This window comes from Novosphingobium sp. FW305-C-30-35 (assembly GCF_058783135.1).
Map to the genome: position 1 here is coordinate 1,763,335 of NZ_JBYSYJ010000001.1, position 24,635 is coordinate 1,787,969.

At 63.2% G+C, this 24,635-nt stretch carries 21 protein-coding genes, 1 tRNA gene and 1 pseudogene; 15 read left to right on the forward strand and 8 right to left on the reverse strand.

Annotated elements, in window-relative coordinates:
- Positions 1-89: 89 nt before the first annotated feature.
- From AC3WLM_RS08755 to dxs, 5 genes are read left to right on the forward strand one after another with little or no spacing between them, the layout of a single operon-like run.
- Entirely contained in the window at positions 90-230 is a 141-nt protein-coding gene (locus AC3WLM_RS08755; protein WP_156135735.1) for a hypothetical protein, read from the forward strand.
- Position 231: 1 nt separating this feature from the next.
- A complete protein-coding gene (gene msrA, locus AC3WLM_RS08760; protein WP_492477143.1) occupies positions 232-909 on the forward strand; it encodes a peptide-methionine (S)-S-oxide reductase MsrA in 678 nt (225 codons plus the stop codon).
- 36 nt (positions 910-945) lie between these two features.
- Positions 946-1,413: a Fur family transcriptional regulator gene (locus AC3WLM_RS08765; protein WP_039333131.1), complete on the forward strand. Its 468-nt coding sequence runs from the start codon at positions 946-948 to the stop codon at positions 1,411-1,413.
- Between the two features lie 40 nt (positions 1,414-1,453).
- Entirely contained in the window at positions 1,454-2,731 is a 1,278-nt protein-coding gene (locus AC3WLM_RS08770) for an MFS transporter (protein WP_492477144.1), read from the forward strand.
- 42 nt (positions 2,732-2,773) lie between these two features.
- Complete coding sequence (gene dxs / locus AC3WLM_RS08775) at positions 2,774-4,696, forward strand: 1-deoxy-D-xylulose-5-phosphate synthase (RefSeq protein WP_492477145.1); 1,923 nt, start codon at positions 2,774-2,776, stop codon at positions 4,694-4,696.
- 52 nt (positions 4,697-4,748) lie between these two features.
- On the opposite strand, the gene AC3WLM_RS08780 is transcribed toward dxs, so the two are convergent.
- Complete coding sequence (locus AC3WLM_RS08780) at positions 4,749-5,429, reverse strand: NnrU family protein (RefSeq protein ID WP_492477146.1); 681 nt, start codon at positions 5,427-5,429, stop codon at positions 4,749-4,751.
- 140 nt (positions 5,430-5,569) lie between these two features.
- Positions 5,570-7,282 carry a peptide MFS transporter gene (locus tag AC3WLM_RS08785; RefSeq protein ID WP_492477147.1) on the reverse strand — a complete coding sequence of 571 codons (1,713 nt, stop codon included), beginning with the start codon at positions 7,280-7,282 and terminating at the stop codon, positions 5,570-5,572.
- 129 nt (positions 7,283-7,411) lie between these two features.
- Here AC3WLM_RS08785 and AC3WLM_RS08790 point away from each other — a divergent pair, with 129 nt between their 5' ends.
- Entirely contained in the window at positions 7,412-8,248 is an 837-nt protein-coding gene (locus AC3WLM_RS08790; RefSeq protein ID WP_226019834.1) for an IS5 family transposase, read from the forward strand.
- Between the two features lie 21 nt (positions 8,249-8,269).
- Here AC3WLM_RS08790 and AC3WLM_RS08795 read toward each other — a convergent pair.
- Positions 8,270-8,488, reverse strand: a pseudogene (locus tag AC3WLM_RS08795) (peptide MFS transporter); the annotation flags it as partial.
- A 213-nt stretch (positions 8,489-8,701) separates the two neighbouring features.
- On the opposite strand from AC3WLM_RS08795, the gene AC3WLM_RS08800 reads away from it, so the two are divergent.
- The 7 genes from AC3WLM_RS08800 to AC3WLM_RS08830 all read left to right on the forward strand — a co-directional run bounded on the left by AC3WLM_RS08800 (position 8,702) and on the right by AC3WLM_RS08830 (position 14,504).
- The gene (locus tag AC3WLM_RS08800; RefSeq protein ID WP_039333345.1) at positions 8,702-9,049 is read left to right on the forward strand and encodes a GntR family transcriptional regulator; all 348 of its coding nucleotides are present in this window, start codon (positions 8,702-8,704) and stop codon (positions 9,047-9,049) included.
- Between the two features lie 154 nt (positions 9,050-9,203).
- A complete protein-coding gene (locus AC3WLM_RS08805; protein ID WP_039333122.1) occupies positions 9,204-9,485 on the forward strand; it encodes an integration host factor subunit beta in 282 nt (93 codons plus the stop codon).
- A 121-nt stretch (positions 9,486-9,606) separates the two neighbouring features.
- Positions 9,607-9,691 (forward strand) — tRNA-Leu (locus AC3WLM_RS08810).
- Between the two features lie 203 nt (positions 9,692-9,894).
- Positions 9,895-10,551 carry a PilZ domain-containing protein gene (locus AC3WLM_RS08815; RefSeq protein WP_052242186.1) on the forward strand — a complete coding sequence of 219 codons (657 nt, stop codon included), beginning with the start codon at positions 9,895-9,897 and terminating at the stop codon, positions 10,549-10,551.
- 115 nt (positions 10,552-10,666) lie between these two features.
- Complete coding sequence (locus AC3WLM_RS08820) at positions 10,667-12,277, forward strand: NAD(P)/FAD-dependent oxidoreductase (RefSeq protein WP_492477148.1); 1,611 nt, start codon at positions 10,667-10,669, stop codon at positions 12,275-12,277.
- 20 nt (positions 12,278-12,297) lie between these two features.
- Complete coding sequence (locus tag AC3WLM_RS08825) at positions 12,298-12,711, forward strand: GtrA family protein (protein ID WP_492477149.1); 414 nt, start codon at positions 12,298-12,300, stop codon at positions 12,709-12,711.
- Entirely contained in the window at positions 12,708-14,504 is a 1,797-nt protein-coding gene (locus AC3WLM_RS08830; protein ID WP_492477150.1) for a hypothetical protein, read from the forward strand. The genes AC3WLM_RS08825 and AC3WLM_RS08830 overlap by 4 nt, the downstream gene beginning before the upstream one ends.
- Here AC3WLM_RS08830 and AC3WLM_RS08835 read toward each other — a convergent pair.
- The 5 genes from AC3WLM_RS08835 to xseA all read right to left on the reverse strand — a co-directional run bounded on the left by AC3WLM_RS08835 (position 14,476) and on the right by xseA (position 22,284).
- On the reverse strand, positions 14,476-15,972 hold the full coding sequence (locus AC3WLM_RS08835) for a tetratricopeptide repeat-containing sulfotransferase family protein (protein ID WP_492477151.1): 1,497 nt from the start codon (positions 15,970-15,972) through the stop codon (positions 14,476-14,478). The genes AC3WLM_RS08830 and AC3WLM_RS08835 overlap by 29 nt on opposite strands.
- A 112-nt stretch (positions 15,973-16,084) precedes the next feature.
- Positions 16,085-19,249 carry a TonB-dependent receptor gene (locus AC3WLM_RS08840; protein WP_492477152.1) on the reverse strand — a complete coding sequence of 1,055 codons (3,165 nt, stop codon included), beginning with the start codon at positions 19,247-19,249 and terminating at the stop codon, positions 16,085-16,087.
- 479 nt (positions 19,250-19,728) lie between these two features.
- A complete protein-coding gene (locus AC3WLM_RS08845) occupies positions 19,729-20,571 on the reverse strand; it encodes a M23 family metallopeptidase (RefSeq protein ID WP_492477153.1) in 843 nt (280 codons plus the stop codon).
- Positions 20,572-20,581: 10 nt separating this feature from the next.
- Positions 20,582-20,782: a DUF2093 domain-containing protein gene (locus AC3WLM_RS08850; protein WP_039333112.1), complete on the reverse strand. Its 201-nt coding sequence runs from the start codon at positions 20,780-20,782 to the stop codon at positions 20,582-20,584.
- A gap of 26 nt (positions 20,783-20,808) precedes the next feature.
- Positions 20,809-22,284 (reverse strand): exodeoxyribonuclease VII large subunit, encoded by a 1,476-nt coding sequence (gene xseA / locus AC3WLM_RS08855; RefSeq protein ID WP_492477154.1) that lies wholly within the window; start codon positions 22,282-22,284, stop codon positions 20,809-20,811.
- On the opposite strand from xseA, the gene purD reads away from it, so the two are divergent.
- A complete protein-coding gene (gene purD, locus AC3WLM_RS08860; RefSeq protein ID WP_492477155.1) occupies positions 22,283-23,569 on the forward strand; it encodes a phosphoribosylamine--glycine ligase in 1,287 nt (428 codons plus the stop codon). The genes xseA and purD overlap by 2 nt on opposite strands.
- Positions 23,570-23,670: 101 nt before the next feature.
- A complete protein-coding gene (locus AC3WLM_RS08865; RefSeq protein WP_039333106.1) occupies positions 23,671-24,633 on the forward strand; it encodes a sugar phosphate isomerase/epimerase family protein in 963 nt (320 codons plus the stop codon).
- Positions 24,634-24,635: the final 2 nt, after the last annotated feature.

Here is a 24,635-nt window from a genome sequence, read left to right on the forward strand (position 1 = left end):
CGAAACCCTGTGCAGGGGATCACCAAAGATTCAGGCGACTCGAGGCATCGCGTTCGGGACGCCAAGACGATTTGTGAAAGCCGAATGCCATGGGCCTGTTCAAGCCTGATTTCTTCCGTTCGCTTGCCTTCGGGTTCCTGATGGGTGCCGCTGTCATGGGCATTTCGGCCGGAACCACCGCACTGGCGACGCCGGATCTTGAACACGCCAGCGAACAGGCTTCGCATTAAGATGCGCCGCCCGATCCTCTCCGCAGCACTGGCGGTGGGGATCTTTACCGCATCGTGCCAGCAACCCGCACAGGCCGAAGGCGCGGTGGCGACGCCTGCGGCGACGGTGCAGGCAAACGAGCCGGCGGGCAAGAAGACCGCCGTTTTCGCAGGCGGGTGCTTCTGGGGAATCGAAGCGGTTTTCAGCCATCTCAAGGGCGTCAGCAGCGTGGTCTCGGGCTATCACGGCGGCGCGAAGAACACGGCGATCTACGACGTCGTCGGCTCAGGTCGGACCGGCCACGCGGAGGCGGTGCGCGTGACCTATGACCCCGCGAAGATCCGCTACGACCAGCTCTTGCGGGTATTCTTTGCCGTGGGGGCAGATCCGACGCAGCTCAATTACCAGGGGCCGGACCACGGCTCGCAGTATCGCAATGCGCTGGTGCCGATGGACAAGGAACAGGCGCGCGTTGCTGCGGCCTATCTTGGTCAGTTGAAGAAGTCCGGCCTGTGGAAGCAGCCGATCGTCACCACGATCGAGCCCTACAAGGCGTTCTACCCGGCGGAAGGCTATCATCAGGACTTTGCCGCCAACAATCCCGACCACGGCTATATCAAGCGGTGGGACGCGCCGAAGGTGGCCAACCTCAAGCGACTGTTCCCTGATCTTTACAAGGTCGGCTTCACGCGGAACTGATTTGCGCGAGCGCGCGGTCGTGCCTATCTAGGACCGATGTCCGGGCACCATCATCACGATTTCGCAGGCGACAAGCTGATCGAGGCCGCGCGTGAAGCGCTGACAGCCTCAGGAGAGCAGTGGACCGAAATGCGCGCCGACGTGTTCGAGGCGCTGGCGGCGCACGAAAAGCCGGCTTCGGCCTATGACATCGCCGAGAGCGTCGGCACGCGGCGGGGCAAGCGCGTGGCGGCCAATTCGGTCTATCGCATTCTCGACCTGTTCGTGCGCACCAATCTGGCGCGCAGGGTGGAAAGCGCCAATGCCTATGTTGCCAACACGCATCCGGGCTGCCGGCATGACTGCATCTTCCTGATCTGCGACTTGTGCGGCAAGGCCGTGCACAGCGATGACGATGCGCTCACGGGCGCGCTGCGTCTGGCGGCGCAGGCAGCAGGCTTTGCCGAAGTGCGACCGGTCGTGGAGATTCGCGGCCATTGCGCGGAGTGCGCCAGCGAGGATTGATCGGCGAAAGCTGGTTTGCCTGATTGGGGGAGAGGGCGACATGGACGATCAGGCGAGAGAGCCACGGCACCTGCCGACGCGGAAGCAGTTCGCCGCCGTCATTTCCGGAAATGCGCTGGAATTCTACGATTTCCTGAGCTTCAGCTTCTTCGCGGTGAACGTCTCGCGGGTGATGTTCCCCGCAGGTGCGCCGGGCAGTGCGCTGCTGCTGACGCTGATGACGGCGGGTGCCGGCTTTGGCGCTCGGCCGCTGGGCGCGATCCTGTTCGGACTGCTGGGTGACAAGGTGGGACGCCGACCGACGATGCTGGCGACATTCGCGCTGATGGGCTTCAGCGCAATCGGACTGGCACTGACGCCAAGCTATGCGAGCATCGGCATCTGGGCGCCGATTCTCGTGGTGGCATTCCGGCTGCTGCAGGGGCTTGCGGCAGGCGGCGATGTGGGGCCGACCACGGCGTTCCTCGCCGAAAGCTCCCCGCCCGAGCGCCGCGGGATGCTGGTGGCGCTGCAACTGGTCGCCATGCGCATCGGCGTCCTGGGCAGCGGCCTTGTCGGGTTGGTGCTGGCGAGCAGGCTGACGCCGGCCGAGCTTGATGCCTATGGCTGGCGCATTGCCTTTGCGATCGGTGCAGGGATAGTGCCGCTGGCCTTCATTCTGCGGCGGCGGCTGGACGAGACGCTGCATTTGCCGGAGACCGGGCCGAATGTGGTGACGGAGCTTGATGTTGCGGCCTATGCGGCGGCGCTGCTTGGCGTGTTCGGATTCCTGCTGGCGGGCGCGACTGGGGATTTCCTGTTCGTATATGCAGTGACGTTCCTCAAGATTCCGGTGACGAACGGCTATCTGCTGCAGATGGCGGCGGCGGGCACGCAGATCGTCGGGCTGCTGGCCGGTGGCTGGCTGGGTGACCGGGTCGGGCGGCAGAAGGTGAACTTTGTCACCGCAGTGCTGGCGGCGCTGGTTTCGCTGCCGCTGTTCCGTTGGGGCATTGCGGGCGGGTCGCTTGGACAACTTGCCCTTGCAGCGGCTTTGCTCCTGCTGATGGCGACGGTTTCGGCAGCGGTTGCCTATGCCGCCTTTGTCGAGATCACGCCCAAGCGGCATCGCGCCGGGCTGGTCGGCATCGGCTATGGCCTGGTGGTGGCGGTAACTTTCGGGCTGACTCCCGTGCTGCTCACCCGCTACATCGGGCAAAGTGGGGATCTTGCAGCGCCGGGCTATGCCTTCGTGATTGCGGCGGTGGCGCTGATCGCATCCTCGCTCGTGCTGGGGCGCCGCGCGCCACGGACCTTCGGGAAGGCCGTGGCAACATGATCCCGTTCGACAGCGCCAAAGCATCGGTGTAAGGGCGGAGGGATGAATTCAGAACCGGCAACGCCGCTGCTCGACACGGTCAAGACACCAGACGATCTACGCAAGCTCGCACCTTCGCAGCTTCGCCAGCTTTCGGACGAATTGCGGACCGAGATGATTTCTGCCGTGGGCACCACCGGCGGACACCTCGGATCGGGCCTTGGCGTGGTCGAACTGACCGTGGCGATCCACTATGTGTTCAACACGCCGCAGGACAAGCTGGTGTGGGACGTGGGCCACCAGGCCTATCCGCACAAGATCATCACCGGCCGGCGCGACCGCATCCGCACCTTGCGGCAGGGTGGCGGGCTTTCGGGCTTCACCAAGCGCAGCGAAAGCGAATACGACCCGTTCGGCACTGCACACTCGAGTACCTCGATCTCGGCGGCGCTGGGCTTTGCCATTGCCAACAAGCTGAGCAACCGTCCGGGCAAGGGCATTGCCGTGATCGGCGACGGCGCGATGAGCGCAGGGATGGCCTACGAGGCGATGAACAACGCCGGCGAGGCGGGGAACAGGCTTGTCGTCATCCTCAATGACAACGACATGTCGATCGCGCCGCCGGTTGGCGGGCTTTCGGCCTATCTGGCGCGGTTGGTATCCTCGCGCCAGTTCCTGGGCCTGCGCGAGATCGCGCGCAAGCTTTCGCGCAAGCTGCCGCGCCCGCTGCACACTGCCGCGCGCAAGACCGACGAGTTCGCGCGGGGCATGGCCATGGGCGGGACGCTGTTCGAGGAGCTGGGCTTCTACTATGTCGGCCCGCTGGACGGGCACAACATCGACCAGCTGATCCCGGTGCTGGAGAACGTGCGCGATGCGGCCGAAGGGCCATGCCTCGTCCATGTCGTGACGCAGAAGGGCAAGGGCTATGCCCCGGCCGAACAGGCGGCGGACAAGTACCACGGGGTGCAGAAGTTCGACGTGGTCACCGGTGAGCAGGTCAAGGCCAAGCCCGGTGCTCCGGCCTACCAGAACGTGTTCGGCGAGACGCTGGCGAAGCTTGCGGAAACCGACCCGACGATCTGCGCGATCACGGCGGCCATGCCGAGCGGCACGGGCGTCGACAAGTTTGCCAAGGCGCACCCGACGCGCACCTTCGACGTCGGCATTGCCGAGCAGCACGCCGTGACTTTCGCGGCAGGTCTGGCGGCAGAAGGCATGCGCCCGTTCTGCGCGATCTATTCGACCTTCCTGCAGCGTGCTTTCGACCAGGTCGTGCATGACGTGGCGATCCAGAACCTGCCGGTGCGCTTTGCCATCGACCGCGCCGGGCTGGTGGGTGCCGATGGCGCTACCCATGCCGGATCGTTCGACATCACCTACCTCGCCACCCTGCCGAACATGGTGGTGATGGCGGCGGCGGACGAGGCGGAACTGGTCCACATGACCTATACCGCCGCCCGCCATGACAGCGGCCCGATCGCGTTCCGTTATCCGCGCGGCAACGGCACGGGCGTGGCGCTGCCGGACGAGCCGGAGCTGCTGCAGATCGGCAAGGGGCGCATCGTGCGCTCGGGCTCGAAGGTGGCGCTGCTTTCGCTCGGCACCCGTCTGGCCGAGGCATTGAAGGCGGCGGACCAGCTCGAGGCCAAGGGGCTCTCGACGACGGTTGCAGACTTGCGCTTTGCCAAGCCGCTCGACACCGATCTGATCCGCCAGTTGATGGCCACGCACGAGGTTGTCGTGACGATCGAGGAAGGCGCGGTCGGCGGCCTTGGCGCACACGTGCTGACGATGGCGAGCGACGAAGGGCTGACCGATGGCGGCCTCAAGATCCGCACGATGCGCCTTCCCGACGTATTCCAGGACCACGATGCGCCGGACAAGCAGTACGACACCGCGGGCCTCAATGCGCCGCATATCGTCGATACCGTGCTCAAGGCACTGCGGCACAACTCTGCCGGCGTGAACGAAGCGCGGGCCTGACGCAGGAGTTGCGGCCGGCACGACCACATCGTGCCGGCGGATTATCGCACGTTCAGCCGATCCACATCCACAGCCCGGCAGGAATGCCGAACAGGTGGTAGTGCAGCCACGTGGCGATGAACCAGACGAAGAAGGCAAGGACCCAGGAAAGGCGCAGGCCGCCGAGTTCCTGCAGACGGGGCCAGAAGCTGGTGCGGCGCTGCCATGGCAGGAATTCGCGCTTGTTCTGGGCGACTTTGCGCTTGTCCTGGAAGTGCGAGCCGAGCAGCGCCAGCACGATCAGGCCTGACATGAAGACAAGGACACGAGGCGTCGGCGAAGCGACGATGTGACCGAGCGCCCATAGCGAAATGCCCCACATCATCGGATGCCGGGTGATCCTGAATACGCCGACCGGAATCCACGTGCCGACACCGGCGGCATTCTTGCCGGCCAGCGCAGGATTGCGCACGAACGATGGCAGCAGGAACGCCGTGCCGGTTATCGTGAGCAGGCTGGCAACCGCCCAGGCACCGGCGGCCATGCCATCCCATAGCGGCGTTCCCGCCTTGACGCGGTCAAAGGTGACGATCGCCCAGGCCAGTGCGCAGAGCGAGACCAAGGAATAGAACAACAGGAATCCTTGCGCGCCCATCATCGACTGAAGGCGCGAACGAATTGGCCCTGACATCACGAAATGCGAAAAAACGAAAGCAGTTGTCGCCACAATCAGTTGGATCAACGCATGATCCATGAACTGTCCCCCAATCCGCGGCCCCCGTTGCCGTTTTCGACCAACGCCCGCGTTACCCTGATGATACTCTCAAGTTGGCCAAAGCAAACCCCTGCAGAAACATTCTCACGTTCGAACGGTTCCCGCCATAAGGGAGAATATCAAGCCACCCCGTGCATCAGCTTCCTCAGCGGCACCGCGACGACGAGAAGCACGGCGCCGATGCCGATCGATATCCAGCCGATCGTCGTGAAGACACCCACGTAGGTATCGAGGCTGACCTTGAGATTGGTGACCTGGCCGCCGACGGTTTCGACGCTGGCCACCTGCGCGACCATCCCGGCAACGTACTGCGCCACCGCGATCGACAGGAACCACACCCCCATCATCATGCCGACGATGCGGGCCATGGACAACTTGGTGATCATCGACAGACCCACCGGCGAAATGCACAGCTCGGCCATCGAGTGGACCAGGTACAGGCCAGCAAGCCAGACGAGTCCGACCTTGAACTGCGCATCGGCAAACTGCGCGCCCCACACCAGCAGCAGGAAGCCCGCGCCCACGCCCATTAGCGCCAGGGCGAACTTGACCGGGATCGAAGGTTCGACGCCGCGCCGGGCCATCGCATTCCACATTGCGCCGAACACCGGCGCCAGCGCGACGATGAACAGGGCATTGAAGATCTGCGTCTGGCCCGCGGGCATGACGTAGACCTCATCGGTGGCAAAGCCCCTGGCTCGGGCATAGACCATGCCGATGAAGCCGGCCGTCATCACCAGGGCGAAGCCAGCACCCATCTTGCGCCTGGTTGCTGCCGGTTCACCATTGCCGAAGAACCAGGTGAGCAGCCAGCCCAGTCCGCCCAGCAGGAGAGCGAAGAACAGGTAGTAGGTGAACGGATAGGCGTTGAAGAACGCGAAAAGACCGCGAGTCCAGCCCACTTCGAGCACGGTGTTGCGCTCGGCAAACAGGGTCAGCGAAGAGCCGGCCTGCTCGAACAGGGTCCAGAACACGGTGTTGAAAACGATCAGCACCATGGCCGCGACCATCATCTGGAATTCGACGCGGCTGCCCGATGCCAGCGCCCAGATCAGGATGCCGGGAACGGCGAGAAGAAAGGTGCCGAACATCAGCTTGCCCATGATCGGCAGGCCGAGGAGATACCCGAGCAGTCCCTTGCCCGGCTCTGGCGCGACATAGGCCATCAGGTTGGTGAACAGGAAGAAGAACAGCGGCACGCAGACCAGCGCGGTACCGTAGATGAGCCAGTCCTTGCGCGGATCGGCCCCGGCGGGACGCTCGCCATAGCCATCGAGCCTGCCGCCATCGAACTGGAACAGGACCCACGACAACGTCATGCCGATGGCAGCAAGGCCAAATCCTGCCCACCAGCCCACGGATTCGGCGAGAATCGGGCAGAAGAACTGCGAGATCAGCGAGCCCAGGTTGATGCCCATGTAAAAGATCGTGAATCCGGCATCGCGGCGGCGGTCACCATCGGCATAGAGCGAGCCGACTATTGTGGAAATGTTGGGTTTGAAGAAGCCGTTGCCGACCGTGACCAGCGAGAGGCCGACGAGCAGTATCGCGATGTGCAGCTGCGAGCGTTCGCCGTCCGACTGGAATCCGCCAGGCGCGATGCGCTTTGCCTCGACCCCGTCAGCCGTCTTGAGCGAGACAGACTTGTCGTCGTTTCCGACGATTTCGAGGCGTTGGCCGCTCATTTCGACCGAACGGACTTCGCTGCCGGCGGTCTCGGTGACGGTCACGTCATACCGCTGGCCTTCGATCGTGGCATAGGGCTTGGCCGCCTCGCCCCCGAAGCAGAGCATGAAATAGCCGACCGCCATCAGGATCGCGCCGAATTTCACCGAGCGTTTGGAGCCCAGGTAACGATCAGCAATCAGCCCGCCGATCAGCGGGGTAAGAACCTGATCCGAAAGTTGTTGAGCAATACCAGCATGTTGTGATTCACGCCTCTTTGCGAAGAGATGGAGTGAATGGTGACATGGACTGGTATTGCCCGGCGCGAGCATAGCCGGGAGGGATTGCGATATCCATCGGATATGACGGATGCGGAGTGGGCGCTGGCAGAGCCATTCGTGCCTCCGGCAAGGCGTGGAGGCCGACCTCGAACGGCAGACATGCGCGAAGTCCTCAACGCTTTGCTTTATGTAGCCGCGAGTGGGTGCGCGTGGCGACTCTTGCCCAAATGCTTCCCTCCGGTGTCGACGGTGCGGCGCTACTTTTACGCCTGGCGCAATGCCGGTTTGTTCGAGGCCATCAACACCGTGCTGGTTATGAACCTGCGGGAAATCGAAGGACGCGAAGCCTCGCCCAGTGCTGGAGTGATCGACAGCCAATCGGTGAAGACCACGGAAAGTGGCGGAGTTTCCGGGTTTGACGCAGGCAAGAAGGTCAAAGGCCGCAAACGACACATCCTGACCGACACATGCGGCTTTCTGATCTTCATTCTCGTCCACGCCGCCGACATTCAGGATCGCGATGGTGCTGTCGATGTGCTGGCTGCCGTCCGGACGCGGTTTCCATGGTTACGCCATGTCTTCGCTGACGGCGGCTATGCAGGTGATAAACTGCGATCCGCGCTTGTCGGCATGGGCAAGTGGACTATCGACATCATCAAGCGTTCCGACAAAGCCAAGGGCTTCGAGGTGCTACCGCGCCGATGGGTTGTCGAGCGAACCTTCGCTTGGCTTGGGCGCTGTCGAAGGCTGGCAAAGGATTGGGAAAGGTCCATCGCGTCATCCACCGCATGGGCCCTCATCGCCTCAATCCGCATGCTCACGCGCAGAACCGCAAGATACTGTCAAATTTGATCAACTTCTGAATCGGGCTCTAAGATAGACGAGTGCGGTGAAGCCACCGTAGATGCCGGTGCTGGTGGTATCGTTGAAGAGAAAATGCTTGGCGAGATAGAGCGTGAGAATCGCCCTCATGCCGTAATAGCCGAAGCGTTCCCACATTTCGGTCGTGAACAGGCGCTTCAATTGGGGTGGATGGCCGAACCACTCGCCAGTTGTCGTGGTTCGTGCGAAGTTCGTGTCTTCTTGGGCCATGCCGGCGAGCGATCCCGTCGTTGCTGTGTGAGCTTTTTGCACTGCCGCGCCTGTCCCGCACGGCAAATTTCCGCCTTAGTGCCACGTGTCGCGATGGCAAGAAACTATTTTCAATCGCAACCAATGTCGCAAAGCGGCAGGAGCGTGCCCGGAGAGCTGCCACAACGAGCCGTTGTGTGCTGCGCTGTATTATGGCACTATGGCACCATGGGCATGAACACCAGCCAGGCAAGCCGCCCGGTCTACCTCCGCCTTCGCGACGAAATCTGTGCGGCGATCCTTGACGGTCGCTATGCGGAGGGCGCCATGCTGCCGTCGGTACGGGCCTATGCGGCCGAACAGGGCGCCAATCCCCTGACCGTGGCCAAGGCCTATCAGCAGTTTCAGGATGAAGGCTTGGTGATTGTCCAGCGCGGCGTTGGGATGTTCGTAGCACCCGGTGCCGTTGAAGCCTTGCGCCAGCGGGAGCGCGAATCTTTCCTGCAAGATGAATGGCCCGCAGTCGCGGCGCGGATGCGCCTGCTCGGCCTCAGCCTGGCCGACGTAGCGGAAATCGCCTGAAACGGTCCATTTTTGGCCACTTTGAGTAATATGAAACGATTGTCATGACCGGTTGGGCGTGGCAGGATGTTAGAATGTGCTCATACGGGGGTTTGGGCACAGGGATCGTAGAAAATCGGGGTGTGGCCGCATGGTCGCTCGGCGGAGGGAAAGAATGATAAGATCGGAGCTGCTGCAGGCTCTCGCCAAGGAAAGTCCTGGCATGCGCAGCGAAGAAATCGAACGGGTTGTCGACGTTTTCTTCGATGAGATTGCCAAGCGACTGGCCGATGGTGGGCGTGTCGAACTTCGTGGTTTCGGCGCGTTCTCCACGCGCGAACGCGATGCCCGGAAGGGCCGCAACCCGCGAACCGGCGAGACCGTCGAAGTACCGGGCAAGCGCGTGCCCTATTTCAAGGCAGGCAAGGAAATGCGGCAACGGCTCAACGCCGACTGAGCTTTCGACCGGAAATTCAGCAAGGGCGCGGCAACAGGCGTTGCCGCGCCCTTTGTGCTGTGGCAGGCGCGACTTGCACGAGTTGCAGCATTCAGGGCCTTAACCTGACCTGCCAACAGTTGCGGACGTGGCGGAATGGTAGACGCCGGGGACTTAAAATCCCTTGATCCTTGATCGTGCGGGTTCGAGTCCCGCCGTCCGCACCATGATCCTTTGCTTTGTAATTGTTTGCCCGGACTTGATGACGAGTTTGGCTACACATTTATAGCGTTTGTTTACATGTCTGTAAAAATCCAAGTCATTCCGTAATTTGCTTGGTAACTCCGCGGTAGGAATTACGTGCTAATACTGATTCTTGCCGGGGCATGCGTGCGCTCCGGCGCGGCTTCACGTGCACGGGGGATCGGGCTTGGCCCAGGCAGACGACGATCAAGTGCCTAAGGACGCGGAAGCCGGAGCGGAACAACGCGCCGCGCCGCGTTTCACCCTGCTGATCCGTGCCGCCAAGTTGATTCTGGATGGCGAACGCGAATTCCTCTGTGTCATCCGCGATGCTTCGACGAGCGGCCTCAAGATCCGCTTGTTCAACCCGCTGCCCCCTTGTGGATCGCTGGCCATCGAAATGAGCAACGGCGATCGCTATCCGATCGAGCAGATCTGGAGTGAAGGCGAATACGCGGGCTTCCGTTTCCTGAACGACATCGAGATCGAGCGTCTGCTTGACGAAAGCCACGGAACTTTCCCCAAGCGACAGGTCCGACTGCGCATCCATCTTGATGCAATCCTGCATTCCGGAGGCGATGCAGTACATGTCGCATTCCAGGACATTTCGCAGCAGGGCGCGTGCATCGAGTGCGACAAGTGGCTTCTCATGAACGAGCTCGTCCGGCTGGAAACGGAAGTTCTGCCCCCGATCTACGCGAAAGTGCGCTGGCGCAGCCACCCGCGTTACGGGCTTCTCTTCGAACAGACCTTCAAGATGGACGAACTCGCGCGGATCGCGGCGCCCTTGCAGGGCAGCGATCCTGCGATGCCCAACTCCGACGGACGGCTGCGGAACGTCTGACAGCGGTTGACTGGGAACGGCAAATCTTTGCCGAATGACCGGCCGTCATTAACCATCCCTTATCCATTTTCCTTCACGTCTGACCCACGCGAAAAGCGTTGAAACGGGGGTTTTGATGGTTAACGGGACGATGGCGGCCGATGGCCACGCAAACGGTTCTGGCAGCCGCAAGGTGGATGTCGCGATCATCGGCGCGGGGCCAGCCGGGCTGACGGCGGGCTACCTCCTCACCAAGCGGGGTTTCAGCGTCGCCATCATCGAAAAGGACCAGACCTATGTCGGCGGCATAAGCCGGACGGTCGAGCATGAAGGCTACCGTTTCGACATCGGCGGGCACCGCTTCTTCTCCAAGAGCCAGCAGGTCGTCGATCTGTGGAACGAGATACTGCCCGATGATTTCATCCAGCGCCCGCGGATGAGCCGGATCTATTACGAGGGCAAGTTCTACTCGTACCCGCTGCGCGCGTTCGAGGCGCTGTGGAACCTTGGCCTGGTGCGATCGACGCTGTGCATGGCGAGCTTTGCAAAAGCCAAGGCCTTTCCGAACCGCAATGTAAAGAGCTTCGAGGACTGGACCGTGAATCAGTTCGGGCAGAAGCTCTATTCGATCTTCTTCAAGACCTACACCGAGAAGGTCTGGGGCATGCCCTGCGACGAGATGAGCGCAGACTGGGCTGCCCAGCGGATCAAGGGACTGTCGCTGTGGGGGGCGGTCATCGACGGGCTGAAGCGCAGTCTCGGCCTGAACAGACGCCCTAACGACGGCATGCAAACCAAGACCCTGCTCGAAACCTTCCGCTATCCGCGTCTGGGCCCCGGCATGATGTGGGATGCCGCGCGTGACAGGATCGTGGGCAGTGGCAAGGGTGAAGTGCTGATGGGCCATGCCTTCAAGCAGCTTGCTGCCGATGGCGCGGGCGGATGGCGCCTGTCTGCGACGGGGCCAGATGGCGATGTGGTGATCGAGGCGGCCCACGCCATCAGCTCGGCGCCGATGCGCGAGCTGGCCGCGCGCCTGCATCCGCTGCCCGCCACGACCCTCCAGGCCAGTCGCCTCAAGTATCGCGACTTCCTGACGGTGGCGCTCAAGATCCGTTCCGAGGAGCTGTTCCCCGACAACTGGATCTACATCCACGACAGCAAGGTGAAGGTCGGCCGCATCCAGAACTTCCGTTCGTGGTCGCCGGAAATGGTGCCCGACGAGAGCGTGGCCTGCGTCGGACTGGAATACTTCTGTTTCGAGGGCGACGCGCTGTGGGACTCCTCGGACGAGAAACTCATCGAACTGGCCAAGCAGGAAATGGCGATCCTCGGACTTGTCAGCCCGGAAAAGGTGATCGGCGGCGTGGTCGTGCGTCAGGAGAAGGCCTATCCGGTCTATGACGACGAATATGCCGCCAACGTGGCCGCCATGCGCACCGAACTGGAAGCTGCCCATCCCACACTGCACATGGTGGGCCGCAATGGCATGCACCGCTACAACAACCAGGACCACGCGATGATGACCGCGATGTTGACCGTGGAAAATATTGCGGCGGGCGCGCGGATCTATGATACCTGGTGCGTGAACGAGGATGCCGAGTACCACGAGGCGGGCAACGAGGGATCGCAGGGAACCCTGCCGGCGCGCGTGGCACCCAGCGAAGACCAGGCAGCGGCACTGGCATCGGTTCGCGACGTTCCTGCGCGGATCGTGCCTGAAAAGGCTGCGGCGAAGGCCGCCTGAACCGAACGGTGCCGCCACAGATGACCGGGACGATCCTGCCGATGATCGATCGCCTGCGCCGCGTGGTGCTCCTGCGCTACCTGCTCGCCAGCGTCGGGGCGCTGGCCGTGGACGTCGGCTCGTTCCTTGCCCTGCTGGCGGTGGGGATTGCACCGGTGATCGCTTCGGCGAGCGGCTATTCGCTAGGCATAGTAGCGCACTGGCTGCTTTCGAGTCGCACGGTCTTTACCGATACGGTGGCCGCAGAGCGCGGCGCGCGCACGCGGCAGAAAGCGCTGTTCGTTGGCTCGGCCCTTGTCGGGCTGGCGCTGACGACCCTGATCGTCGGAGCCGGTGCCGCGCTCGGTCTTGATTCGCGCTTGTCGAAGCTTATCGCCGTGGGGGCAAGCTTCATGACGACATGGCTGCTCAGAAAGCGGGTTGTCTTCCAGTGAGCTACCGCAATTCCGGCCAATCGCCGGGAGAGCGCAGCGTTGCGATTCCCTGGCGCGGCGTGTTGCTGGCTTGGGTTGCGATCAGCCTGCTGATGCTGGTTGGTAGCGGTGGCAGGCTGTCGCCGGCGAATTTCGTCGACGGCGATGATGCGCTGCGCCTGCAGCAGGTCCGCGACCTGCTGGGCGGGCAGGCCTGGTTCGACCTTCGCCAATACCGCATTGCGCCGCCCGATGGCGTGGCGATGCACTGGACCCGCGTTGTCGACATCCCGATCGCGGCAATGATCCTGCTGTTGCGTCCGCTGTTGGGGCAGGGGCTGGCAGAGAGCATAGCGATCGTCATTGTGCCGCTGCTGAACCTTCTGGCGGCAATGGCGCTGGCGGCGCGGCTGGCGGCAAGACAGTTTGGCCCGCGCATCGGTATCGTCGCAGCCCTGCTGGTGGCAGCAGCTGTGCCGGCGTCCTTCCGCATGATGCCGTTGCGGATAGATCACCACGCCATGCAGTTCGTGCTTGGGCTGGTTGCATTGAACGGCCTGTTCGCCTCTACGCCCCGGACGGGCGCGGTCGTGGCCGGAGCGGCGCTGGCATTGGCACTGGCGATATCGCTCGAATCGCTGCCTCTGGCCGTGATCGTCGGCGGGCTTTGCACCTTGCGCCTGTGGCGAGGCCAGGGCGAGTGGCTGATTAAGTATCTGCTGAGCCTGTCCGTGGCGAGCCTTGCCCTGTTCCTGGCAACGCGGGGCCTTGCCGATCAGGCGCAGCATTGCGATGCCGTTTCGCCTGTCCATGTCGCGGCGCTACTGTGGATGGGGGGCGGCGTAGCGATCGTCCTGCGGCAGCTACGCGACCGCCCGCCGTTGGTTAGCCTACTTGCCGTGTGCCTGATCGGAGCAGGGGCTATCGGCATTGCTGCGGTCTGGGCTCCCCTTTGCCTTGCTGGAGACGCTTTCGCTTCGGTCGATCCGCTGGTGCGCAAGGTATGGCTCGATTCCGTGCTCGAGGGCCTGCCGGTGTGGCGGCAGGAGCCGGGTTTTGCGGCAACCATCATCCTGCTGCCGCTGTTTGGCCTGATTGCCTGCCTGCGGCTTTTCAGGCGCGCGGCGGACCGCGCGGCGCAGCTGTTCTGGCTCGACTACGCGCTGCTGCTGCTTGGCGCGACGCTGGTCGGCCTGCTGGTGGCGCGCGCATCGGGAGTATCGTGTCTTTTTGCGACCGTGCCTGCGGCTTGGCAGGTTGCAGAGCAGTTCGCCCGCTGGCGGCAGGATTCCCTGCTGATCCGCCGCATGGGCAGGGTGGTGGTAATGGTCACGCTGCTCTTGCCGGGCGTGCTGGTGGATCAGGCGGCGCGGCTGCTTGCCCCGGTAGGACAGGCTTCAGCAGGCCGGGCGCAGGGCGAGGTGGCCCTTGGCTGCGATTTCTCCAAGGCCGTGCCAGCACTGGAAGCAATTCCCCCGCAGACGCTGCTTACGGGGCTCGACATCGGGCCGACCCTGCTGGTCATGACCCGGCACAAGGTCATCGCGACGGCCCACCACCGTGCAGACACCGCCATTCGCGATGTGATCGAGGCTTTTCTGGGACCGGACGAAGCGGCGCGGCTGATCATGGCGCGACGCGGGGCGGCCATGGTGGTGATTTGCCCCGGCGGTAGCGAGGCGCGGTTCTATGCGGAGAAGGCACCTGACGGGTTCATTGCCCACCTCATGTCCGGCAGGACTCCGCCCTGGCTCCAGCCGTTGCCCATGCCGGCCGCTGGCGGGGTCAAGGCGTGGCGGGTGCTGCCGCGGTGATCGCGGAATAACGCTTGATGAACGGCGCCAAGTGAGCGCGGTAAGGATCCGCCGCGCCGATTGCGCCTGTATTGATCGGTTCGCGCACCTGCATAGCGCTGGCCGTTGAAACAACGCGTTTGGTTTCGTGTGGGCGGAACACCTGCGGCTCTGCGGCGAGCCGACAATGCTGCAGGATGCGCGGGATCTCGGTTTTCGGGGAACGGACAAGGGTCTGGTAATCGACGACGAGAATCCTCTCCGGGAACATCTCCGACCAGTGTTGGAACAGCTGGTCTTCCAGCGCGAAGTGGCTGGCGATGTCCTCAAGCTTCCATGACCAGTCAAGGCCGTGGATGAAGTAGGTGCGGAACGCGGACCATGCGCAATCGACGGGATCGCGGCGCAGCCAGATCACTGGCGCTTGCGGCAGGAGTGCCGCGATCAGGCCCATGAAGCGGCTGGTATTGAGCGCCTTGTCGACGAAGCGCCCCTGCTGGCCGAACCGCTCCTGCCCGAGGTGGAGGTAGAGTGCTGCAAGATCATCAGCCTTGCCGCCTCTCGCGAGATAGGCGTTGAGGCCCGCTGCACCGAGTGAACCCAGATCGCGCTGAAGGATCGCCATGCGGCCCAGTTCTTCCCCGCCTGAGACCGCCGAATGGCTAACGAGAATCTGTTCGACCAGCGTCGTGCCCGAGCGCGGCAGGCCGGTGACGAAGATGGGCTGGCTGGTATCGATAGTGATGCCGGCGTTGATGTCGGCGACGAACGCACGGTCGAAACCGTCGCGGCAGGCTTCAGCTTCTCGCGCATCGGCTTTCGCCTCGTAAGGGCGTTCGGTACTTGCGATAGCCGCGCCCTGAGCGAAATGGTCGAAGGCTGCATCTGTTTCGTTCCGGTCGAAATGGACCCGTCCGGCAGCAAAGTGGAAATGTGACCGCTCGATCGCAGGAGCGCTGCGCATGAGAGGGGCGGACTGGAGGATGCGTTCGCCCACCGGGTCGCCCGAGTTGCGTTTGCGCGCAGAGACCAGCGCGAGCATGGCTTGGCCGAGTGCCGGGTTGGCATCGAGCGTTGCCTGAAGGATGCTTTCGGCCAGATCGGTCAGCCCGAGGTTCAGGGCTATGGTGCCCCGTAGGAAGCCGTTCTGCGAAGGATCGGGTACCGAGGGTGGCACGTTGCGGATGACCGACCAGGCCTGTTCGAGCCGGCCGCACTGCGCCAGCATGGCAGCCTGCAGGTAAGCTACCTGCGGGTGCCCGCGATGATGGTCGACGAAGGACTGCATGGCGGCGCTCGCGGCCGAGATTTCGCCATTGGTCTGCATCACCCTTGCAATGAGCTGCCAGCGGTCGCCGAGCGGCGGCCGGGCGGCGATCAGGGCGAACGCCGCGGTGTTGGCAGTGCGGCGATCCCCTGCTTCAAGCGCTGCCACAAAGCGGCGCAGCTGAGCGACGGCTTCAGCTTCGGTCATCGGCTTCATCGACATGTGGAGTAGCTACAGGATTGGCGGAAACAAGCGAAGTCAAACGTGGTGTCGGCACAAAAAAGAGGGGTGGCCGAAGCCACCCCTCCATGTGTTATCGATACTTCAATCCAGATCAGAAGTTCACGCCGAACTGGAAGCGGAAGTAACGCGGCTGCTGGTACGACAGGGGAGTACCGTAGTCGCCACGCGGATTGCCGTTGCTCTGCGTGCCCAATTCGCGGAGGTCGAGAACGCCCTTCTGGTTGAACACGTTGAACACGTCCACACGGAAGCTGGCATCCACCGCGTCGGTCGGCAGCTTGAACACGGCCGACAGGTTGGTGAAGACGTTCCAGTCCGACTGAAGCTGCGAACCACGCGGGGTCAGCTTCAGGGTTGTCGCGCTGGTTGTATTAACCGCAGCCTTGCTCGGATCGGTGATCACGTTGCCACTGTCGTCGGTGTTGCAGTAGAAGCCTGCTGCACCATAGGCACCGGCAAACGGATCACGAACGCGTGGCACGCGGCCGATACAGCCAAACTTGCGCGGCGAGATCGCCTGGAACTGCGCACCCAGCGTCAGCCAGTCACCGATCTGGTACGAACCAAATACCTTGAACTTGTGGGCATTGTGGCTTGGCAGGAAGCCGAAAGTACCGTCGGTAAGGCCCGGCTGGTCGAACGCGGTGGTCAGGCCCGAGTCAGTCTGCCCGTTGTCCGAACGGATGCCGCCTTCGATATTCCCCTTCGATTCGGACCAGGTATACGAAGCCGAGAGGCTCCATACGCCGTCGAAATCGCGGTCGAAGGTGGCCGTGATCGCCTTGTAGGTGCGCTTGGCCTTCGGATAGCCGAGCTGGGCAGCCGTGAAGTTCACTGTGCGCAGCGTCGATTCACCGTTGACCGGATCGGACAGGGTGATCGTGGCGTCGCGGCCCGGGTTTGCCAGCACGTACTGGTGGAAGCCAGTCCAGGTGCTGCCACAGCCGGTCAGCTTGTTGTCGGCGCAGTACTTGAGAACGGCGGCGTCGATCGCGATGTCTTCAAGCGAGTCGTTGAGCTTGCGATACTGACCGAACAGGCCGACGCGGACGCCGCTGCCGAGCTGTTGTTCGATACCGAGAACGAACTCGTCAACCGACTGCGGCTTAAGGCTCTTCGAAACGGTGGCCTCCGTCGGGGTCGCCTCGCCATCGGAGATGATGTCGCAGTTCTTGATCCCGGTATCCGGGCAAGCAACCGCATCTTCGAAGCCAAGAACCGGCGCGCCGACGATCGGCGTGCCATCCGCGTTCAACCCGTTGAGCAGGTTGTAGCGGGTGTAGTCGAGTTCTGCACCGGCAAGGCGGATGTTGGTGTTGGCGACGATCGGCAGGAAGTACCGGCCATACGAACCGTAAACCTTGGTGCGCTTGTCACCGAACGGGTCGGCAGTGAACGCAAGGCGCGGTGCCCACTGGTTGCCCGACTTGTAGTAGGTTGCACCCACCACGTTCTTGTTCTCGAAGCGATCGTTGCGGATGCCGAGGTTGAGCTGCAGGCGGTTGTCGAGCAGCGACCAGCTGTCCTGCAGGTAGAACGCTTCGTTGCGCGACTTGAACACGCCGCCGTTCACGAATGTACGCGCAGTGACATAGAGCGTGTTCGGGGTAGGAACGTAAATGTCACCCGAGTCTGCGGGCGTGCGGACGTAGGTATAGAAAACGTTGCCGGTGTAGCTGGTTGTCGCGTCCGTCGTCAGGTTTTCGCGGTCGTAGCCAGCCTTGAAGTGGTGTTCGCCGAGCAGGTTCACGAAGACTTCCGCGTCGGCACGGTAGAACTCTCGGGTATCGTAGTTCTCGTCGAGCGCGTTGACCGCATTGCCCACTGCGCCAAGACCGGCGGTGTCGGCGATGCCCGGAGCGTCCGGCGTGGTCGAACCGACGACGTCACGACGCTTGTTCTTGCCGTAGGCACCCGAAATAGTGAGGAAGTCGGTCAGCTGGCCGGTGTAACGACCGATGTAGTTTTCACCACCGCCCTGAAGAAGTGCGCGGCTCTGGAACGCGCCACGCTGCGGCACGCCATCAGTGCGGCTGTCATAGGTGCCACCGTTTGCGTCGACGATGCTGTAGCTGTCGAGCGTGCGGTCAAAACTCGAGTTGAAGTAGGTGAACTCGAGGCGATGGCCTTCGAACGGCAGGAAGTCGATCTTGCCGCCGTAGAAGGGCGAACGCATGCTGCGCTGCTCGCGACGCAGACCCGTGCTGTACGGCGCGATTGCGCGACGTGCATTGGGGTTGTTGGGATCGGGCTCGGTCTGGTTCGGGTTGACCGTCAGCAGAGTGTCGCCCGACTTAATGTAGTTGTGCTGGTAGAAGCCGTAGAAGAACAACTTGTCCTTGATGATCGGACCCGACAGGTTGAAGATCGTCTGGATCGTCTCGCGGGTGTCTTGATCGTTACGGTCGATCAGGGTGTTCTTGCGGTCTTCGAACAGCCCATCGGGTTCCCAGTTGACGAGCAAGCCGCCGTGGAACTGGTTCGAACCCGACTTAGTGATCGCGTTGACGAAGCCGCCGGTAAAGCGACCGAACTCTGCGGGGACACCGCCGTTCTTGACTTCGACCGTCTGGTAGAACTCAAACGGCACTTCGACCGAGCCGAGTCCCTCGCGGAAGTCCGTGACGTTGAGGCCGTTGATGAAGAAGGTGTTTTCCGAAACCGAACCGCCCGAGATGCTCGGCAGGTTGCCGAACGCGCTGTCACCTTGGCTGGTGCCGGGAGCAAGCAGGATGATCGAGGTCAGATCACGAGCGACGGGGACGCGCGCCGCGACGTCTGCGACCGAGATGACCTGGCCGGTGGTGGTGCGGTCAAAGTCCGAAACGCGGATGCGCTGGCCGGTGACGACGATCGATCCGTCGGCAGAAGCCGTGGCGGCACCGACGCGGACCAAGCGGAAGGAGTTGCCGCCTTCCGACTGAGTGATGCGGACGGCGGGATCGGTGAAGGTCTGGTACCCGTCAGCGGTGATCGTGAACGTGTAGGTGCCTTGCGGCAGGGTCGGGATGCGATAGCCACCGGCGGAGTCGGTGGTCACCGAACGGGTAAAGCCCTGATCGTTCGACTTGATTTCTACCGTTGCACCGGCGAGCGGGGCATCGTCTTCACCGACGATCTGGCCGCTGGCGGTAGCGTACGTAAAGTCCTGCGCCATGGCAGGCGCGACGAAGGCGGCCGAGCCGGCGAAACCGGCGACGACCAGCGCCAAGGGCGCGGCGCTCGCACGGAGCGCAGAGAAGGTTTTGATGTTCACGTGTCCAGTCCCTTTTGTCCTGAATCCTGCACAGCCAGCAAGAGCTGTGCAGGCCCTTTCCCGTATCGCCAAAACCCTAACAACGCGCTTTGGAGCGAAGCTTGGGCCCCCTTGGCAAACGGGCAAGATGCATCTGTTTGGCTGAAATGATCGGGACCATCAAAACACGATTGTAAGTTACGAAATGAATCCGAAACATGTGTAGCGAAACTGCCACACCGCCTTTGGGTCAGGTAAGGTAAGGCCGGATTTCCGTAACTTACGGGTGATGCACAGAAATTACACTCCCACCCCATTCACTTGCCATTAATTTCAAAGGTGACGGTTTCGGGTGAAACAACGCTGCGAACATAGGGATAAAGGCGTTGCAGCTGATACCAGAATCCCGATGGCGGTTTCGTTCCATCGGCAACCGGGCATAAAAGGAAAACGAACCGCCGGTGATGGGGGCTACCTGCGCAAAGGGCCGTGAATGCGGCCTACGTCTGGTCAGGAAGAAAAAGCAGCGGGTCGATCCGACTGGCCTGCCATTTCATCGACCAATGCAGGTGCGGGCCGGTCGCACGACCGGTGGCACCGATTCGGCCCAGCGGCGTGCCCTGGGCAACCTTGTCCCCTTCGCGCACCAGAAGTTCGGAGGCATGGAGAAAGGCACTGTTGAGGCCCATGCCATGGTCGAGCATCAGCAGTCGGCCTTCGAGGCTGAACGGGCTCTGCGCGGCAAGCGTCACGATACCCTCGGCCGGTGCGACATACGTCGTGCCTGCGCCACCGGCGATGTCGAGCCCGGAGTGATAGGCAGCCGGTTCGCCCTTGTAGATGCGCTGGGAGCCGAAACGCCCGGAGAAGCGGCCCGGCGCGGGGCGGATGAAGCTCTGCCGCCAGCCCTGTGCGCCGGTATCGACCGCACGGGCGGCGGCGATGCGGGCGAGTTCGGCACGGCGCAGGCGGAGGTATTCCTCGCTGGTCACGCCACCTGGCTTGCGGGCGACGTTGATGTGCTCGATCTGCCAGGCGCGCGGGGCAATGGCAAACTCGTGGACAAAAGGCCGACCGCCTGGCAGCGTCACCTCGATCCGCGCCAATGGGGTTGCATCGCGATCAAAGGCTATCAGGAAAGCCCAGTCATCCGCCAAAGCAACCGGCTTGCCATCAAGTTTGAGCGCCGTTGATCCGGGCTGCACGCGCCCTCTCAACCATCCGCCCTGCATGGCGCGGCTGTCGGGTGAGATCACCAATGTGCTGATGGGCGTATTGCCCAGCGCGAAACTTGCCACCGAAGCGGCCGTTCCGGCTAGGAAGGCGCGCCTCCGCAGGATCATTGCCAGCTCCTCAGCCTTCGAGATGGCGTCGCGTCGAGATTTCGGCGGTGGCGTAGGCCTCCTGCCGCTGCGCGCACCAGTAGCGCAGCGCATCGAGCGGGATCTTCTCGCCCGAGACGGCGCAGACGACATGATCGCCGCCCGAGAGCTGGCGGAACGAGCCGGGAAGGTAGTGGAGGCGCGCGAGGCGACCGGATTGGGACATCAACATTGGGGCAATGTAATCCCTTAAGCCCCTCAGAACAATTCCTGCTGTCCCTCGGGCCGCGCGGCCGGGCGTGGTTTGGAGGCGGGGCGGGTTTGGGGCACAGTGGTGCCGGTGCTAACGTCCAGCGTGCCGTCGGCGAATTCGAGCCGCAACGCCGGACGCGCCTGTGCATCCTCGCGCGTCCGCACGACATGGCCGTCTGGCGCAGTAACCAGCACGTAGCCGCGCTGGAGAGGAGCTTTGGGGTCAAGCGAGCGGCGCAGGCGATCAAGCGCCTCCACCTTGCCGCGCGCGTGCTCGATGCGCTGCAGCAGCATTTCGGGGCGCAGCCGCCGGGCGGCAAGGCGCTCCGCTTCGCGTTCGACCCGCGCCATCAACAAGGCAGGGCGCAAGGCTCCTGCATGGCGGGCGAGGACCGATCCGGCGATCTCGGTGCGGTGGACGAGGGCGCGGCGCAAGCGCTCCCCAAGATCATCGACACGCTGGGCCTGGCCCTGAAGGAGCGCCTGCGGTTGGGGCAGGCGCTGGCTGCGGGCTTCGAGGCGTTCCTTGGCCTGGGCGAGCTGGCGGGCGAGGGCGCGTCGCTGGCGGGCGTTGAGATCGGCTACAAAGGCGGCAAGTTCCGCCTGCACGGGCACCGCAAGTTCAGCGGCGGCAGTGGGCGTCGGAGCGCGCAGGTCGGCGGCGAAGTCACACAGGGTGGTGTCGGTCTCGTGACCAACTGCGCTGATGATCGGGATGGTGCAATCCGCCACGGCGCGGACGACCTCTTCCTCGTTGAACGACCACAGGTCTTCGATCGATCCGCCACCGCGCGCCACGATGACGAGGTCCGGGCGCGGGATCGGTCCGTCGGGCATCATATCGCTGAACCCGCGCACGGCGTTGGCGACCTGCGTTGCCGCACCCTGACCCTGGACCAGCACCGGCCACACGATGACGCGGCTGGGAAAGCGATCTGACAGGCGGTGGAGGATGTCGCGGATCACGGCGCCAGTGGGCGAGGTGACGACGCCAATGGTGCGCGGCAGGAACGGCAAGGGCTTCTTGCGGGCGGGATCGAACAATCCTTCGCCTTCCAGCCGGGCTTTCAGCTTGGCGAGGAGCGCGAGCAGCGCGCCTTCGCCGGCGATCTCCATCCGCTCGATCACGATCTGGTAGTTCGAGCGGCCCGGGTAAGTCGTCAGCTTGCCGGTGGCGATGACCTCTACGCCGTCCTCGGGCCGGAAGTTCAGGCGCTGCACGCCGCCGCGCCACATCACGCCATCCAGCCGCGCGTTCTCGTCCTTGAGGCAGAGGTAGAGGTGGCCCGAGGCCGCGCGCTTCACGCCTGAAAGCTCGCCACGCACCCGGACGAAGCCGAAGCGATCCTCGACGGTGCGCTTGAGCAGGGCGGAAATCTCGGAGATCGAGAGGGCCGGGGCGTTGTCGCCTGCCGATTCCCTCGCTAGGAGCCCGCCCGAGCCGTTGTTATCGTCGTCATAAGGCGCGGAAGGGAAAGCCATGAATATCCTGCTGCTGGGATCGGGTGGGCGCGAACATGCCCTCAGCTGGAAACTGGCCCAATCGCCGCTTCTGGACAAGCTCTATGCGGCACCCGGGAATCCGGGCATTGCGAAAAACGCCGAGCTGGTTGCGCTGGATCTGACCGATCACGCCAGTGTGGTGACCTTCTGCGAAACAAACCGCATCGGCCTCATCGTGGTGGGGCCGGAAGCGCCGCTGGTCGACGGCCTGACGGATTCACTGCGTGCAGCAGGCTTTTCCGTGTTCGGGCCGAGCCGTGCGGCAGCGCAGCTCGAAGGGTCGAAAGGTTTTACCAAGGATCTGTGCGCACGGGCCAACATCCCGACCGCCGGCTATGTTCGCGCCAAGTCGCTAGAGGAGGCCCGCACCGCGCTCAAGGACTTCGGTGCGCCGGTGGTGATCAAGGCCGATGGCCTTGCTGCGGGCAAGGGCGTCGTCGTGGCGATGACGATGGCAGAGGCCGAGGCCGCGGTTGACGACATGTTTGACGGCGCCTTCGGCTCTGCCGGTGCGGAGGTGGTCGTCGAGGAGTTCCTCACCGGAGAAGAGGCGAGCTTTTTCGCCCTGACCGATGGCGCAACTATCGTGCCGTTCGGATCGGCACAGGACCACAAGCGCGTCGGCGATGGCGATACCGGCCCCAATACGGGCGGCATGGGCGCCTACAGCCCGGCGCGCGTGCTGACGCCCGAACTCGAGGCGCAGGCGCTCTCGCAGATCATCGCGCCGACGGTGAAGGCCATGGCCGATGAGGGCATGCCCTATTCCGGCGTTCTTTATGCGGGGCTGATGCTGACCGAGCAGGGGCCGAAGCTGATCGAATACAATGCTCGCTTCGGCGATCCCGAATGCCAGGTGCTGATGCTGCGGCTGGAAAGCGACCTGGTAGAGCTGCTGCTGGCCTGTGCCGACAACAAGTTGTCGAGCATCCAGCCGCCGCGCTTTTCCAGCGACGTGGCAATGACCGTGGTCATGGCGGCCGAGGGCTATCCGGGTACGCCGAAGAAGGGGGGGCGCATTGACCATATCCCCGCCGCCGAGGCAGGTGGGGCAAAGGTATTCCACGCGGGCACTGCCCTTTCGGCAGACGGCGTGCTTTCGGCAAATGGCGGGCGCGTGCTCAACGTGACTGCCAGGGGGGGCAGCGTGAAGGCTGCGCGGGATGCGGCCTATGCTGCAGTGGACGCGATCGTCTTTCCGGAAGGGTTCTGCCGTCGCGATATCGGCTGGCGCGAGATCGAGCGGGAAGAAGCGGACGCCTGACGGCACCGCTTTTCGCCCGACAGGTCTTGACCGCATCGGCAAAGCGGGCACAAAGTCATGTGACAGCGCAGGACAAGACGCGCTGAACCGGGAGCCGATGCATGAATCGCCGCACTTTCATCACCACCGCCGGAACCGCAACGATGGCGGGGCTGGCTCTGGCCAATGCTCCCTTGCGGGCGCTCGACAGCAAGCGCCGGTTCGGCATCCAGTTGTGGTCCGTCGCCAGAATGCTGAGCGAGGACTTCTCCGGAACCATCGCCATGCTGGCAAAGCTGGGTTACCGCGAGATTGAGACCTACGGGCCTTATACCTTCAGCGACCAGCGCCAGATCGATGGCTGGAAGAACACGGCCAAGATGCTGGGCTTCTCAGGCAGCGGCTTCTTTGGGCTGAGCGCCGCGCAGATCAAGGCCGTGTTCGATTCGCATGGAATGACAGTGCCCTCGATGCACACCGACCTGTTCACACTGCAGACCCGGATGGGCGAACTGGCCGAGGCCGCGCGCGCCTTGGGGGCGACCTATGTCACCTTGCCTGCGATTCCGGCCGAGGAGCGCAAGACGCTCGACGACTACAAGCGCATGGCCGACGTCTTCAACGCTATCGGGCAGAGCGCCACGCGACATGGGGTTCGCTTTGCCTATCACAACCATGGCTACGGCTTCGCACCGATGGACGGCAAGGTGCCGATCGACACGCTGCTGGACGCGACCGATCCTGCGCACGTGTTCCTCGAGATGGACACCTACTGGACTACGGCGGGCGGCGCCGATCCGAAGGAGTATCTGGCGCGGTACAAGGGCCGCTACCGGATGATGCACCTCAAGGACATGAAGGGCCAGCAGCGTTTCGCCGGAGACGGTGGCGCTCCGGCTGACTGGATCGCGCTGTTCCCTTACCTGACCTGGCTTGGTGACGGCTCGCTCGACATGGCCGGCATCATCGAGGCGGCCAAGGCTTCGGGGGTAGAGCATTTCTTCGTGGAGCAGGACAGGGCTGACGACCTCAAGGTCGCCATTGCCGGCAGCGCCGCCTACATGAAGAAGATCGGCTTCGAGTAAGC

Bases quoted from the DNA above. Each gene is read 5' to 3' on its own strand.
- AC3WLM_RS08755 (WP_156135735.1), top strand. From the start codon at position 90: ATGGGCCTGTTCAAGCCTGATTTCTTCCGTTCGCTTGCCTTCGGGTTC.
- msrA (WP_492477143.1), top strand. From the start codon at position 232: ATGCGCCGCCCGATCCTCTCCGCAGCACTGGCGGTGGGGATCTTTACC.
- AC3WLM_RS08765 (WP_039333131.1), top strand. From the start codon at position 946: ATGTCCGGGCACCATCATCACGATTTCGCAGGCGACAAGCTGATCGAG.
- AC3WLM_RS08770 (WP_492477144.1), top strand. From the start codon at position 1,454: ATGGACGATCAGGCGAGAGAGCCACGGCACCTGCCGACGCGGAAGCAG.
- dxs (WP_492477145.1), top strand. From the start codon at position 2,774: ATGAATTCAGAACCGGCAACGCCGCTGCTCGACACGGTCAAGACACCA.
- AC3WLM_RS08780 (WP_492477146.1), bottom strand. From the start codon at position 5,429: ATGGATCATGCGTTGATCCAACTGATTGTGGCGACAACTGCTTTCGTT.
- AC3WLM_RS08790 (WP_226019834.1), top strand. From the start codon at position 7,412: ATGGTGACATGGACTGGTATTGCCCGGCGCGAGCATAGCCGGGAGGGA.
- AC3WLM_RS08800 (WP_039333345.1), top strand. From the start codon at position 8,702: ATGAACACCAGCCAGGCAAGCCGCCCGGTCTACCTCCGCCTTCGCGAC.
- AC3WLM_RS08805 (WP_039333122.1), top strand. From the start codon at position 9,204: ATGATAAGATCGGAGCTGCTGCAGGCTCTCGCCAAGGAAAGTCCTGGC.
- AC3WLM_RS08820 (WP_492477148.1), top strand. From the start codon at position 10,667: ATGGTTAACGGGACGATGGCGGCCGATGGCCACGCAAACGGTTCTGGC.
- AC3WLM_RS08825 (WP_492477149.1), top strand. From the start codon at position 12,298: ATGACCGGGACGATCCTGCCGATGATCGATCGCCTGCGCCGCGTGGTG.
- AC3WLM_RS08835 (WP_492477151.1), bottom strand. From the start codon at position 15,972: ATGTCGATGAAGCCGATGACCGAAGCTGAAGCCGTCGCTCAGCTGCGC.
- AC3WLM_RS08845 (WP_492477153.1), bottom strand. From the start codon at position 20,571: ATGATCCTGCGGAGGCGCGCCTTCCTAGCCGGAACGGCCGCTTCGGTG.
- AC3WLM_RS08850 (WP_039333112.1), bottom strand. From the start codon at position 20,782: ATGTTGATGTCCCAATCCGGTCGCCTCGCGCGCCTCCACTACCTTCCC.
- purD (WP_492477155.1), top strand. From the start codon at position 22,283: ATGAATATCCTGCTGCTGGGATCGGGTGGGCGCGAACATGCCCTCAGC.
- xseA (WP_492477154.1), bottom strand. From the start codon at position 22,284: ATGGCTTTCCCTTCCGCGCCTTATGACGACGATAACAACGGCTCGGGC.
- AC3WLM_RS08865 (WP_039333106.1), top strand. From the start codon at position 23,671: ATGAATCGCCGCACTTTCATCACCACCGCCGGAACCGCAACGATGGCG.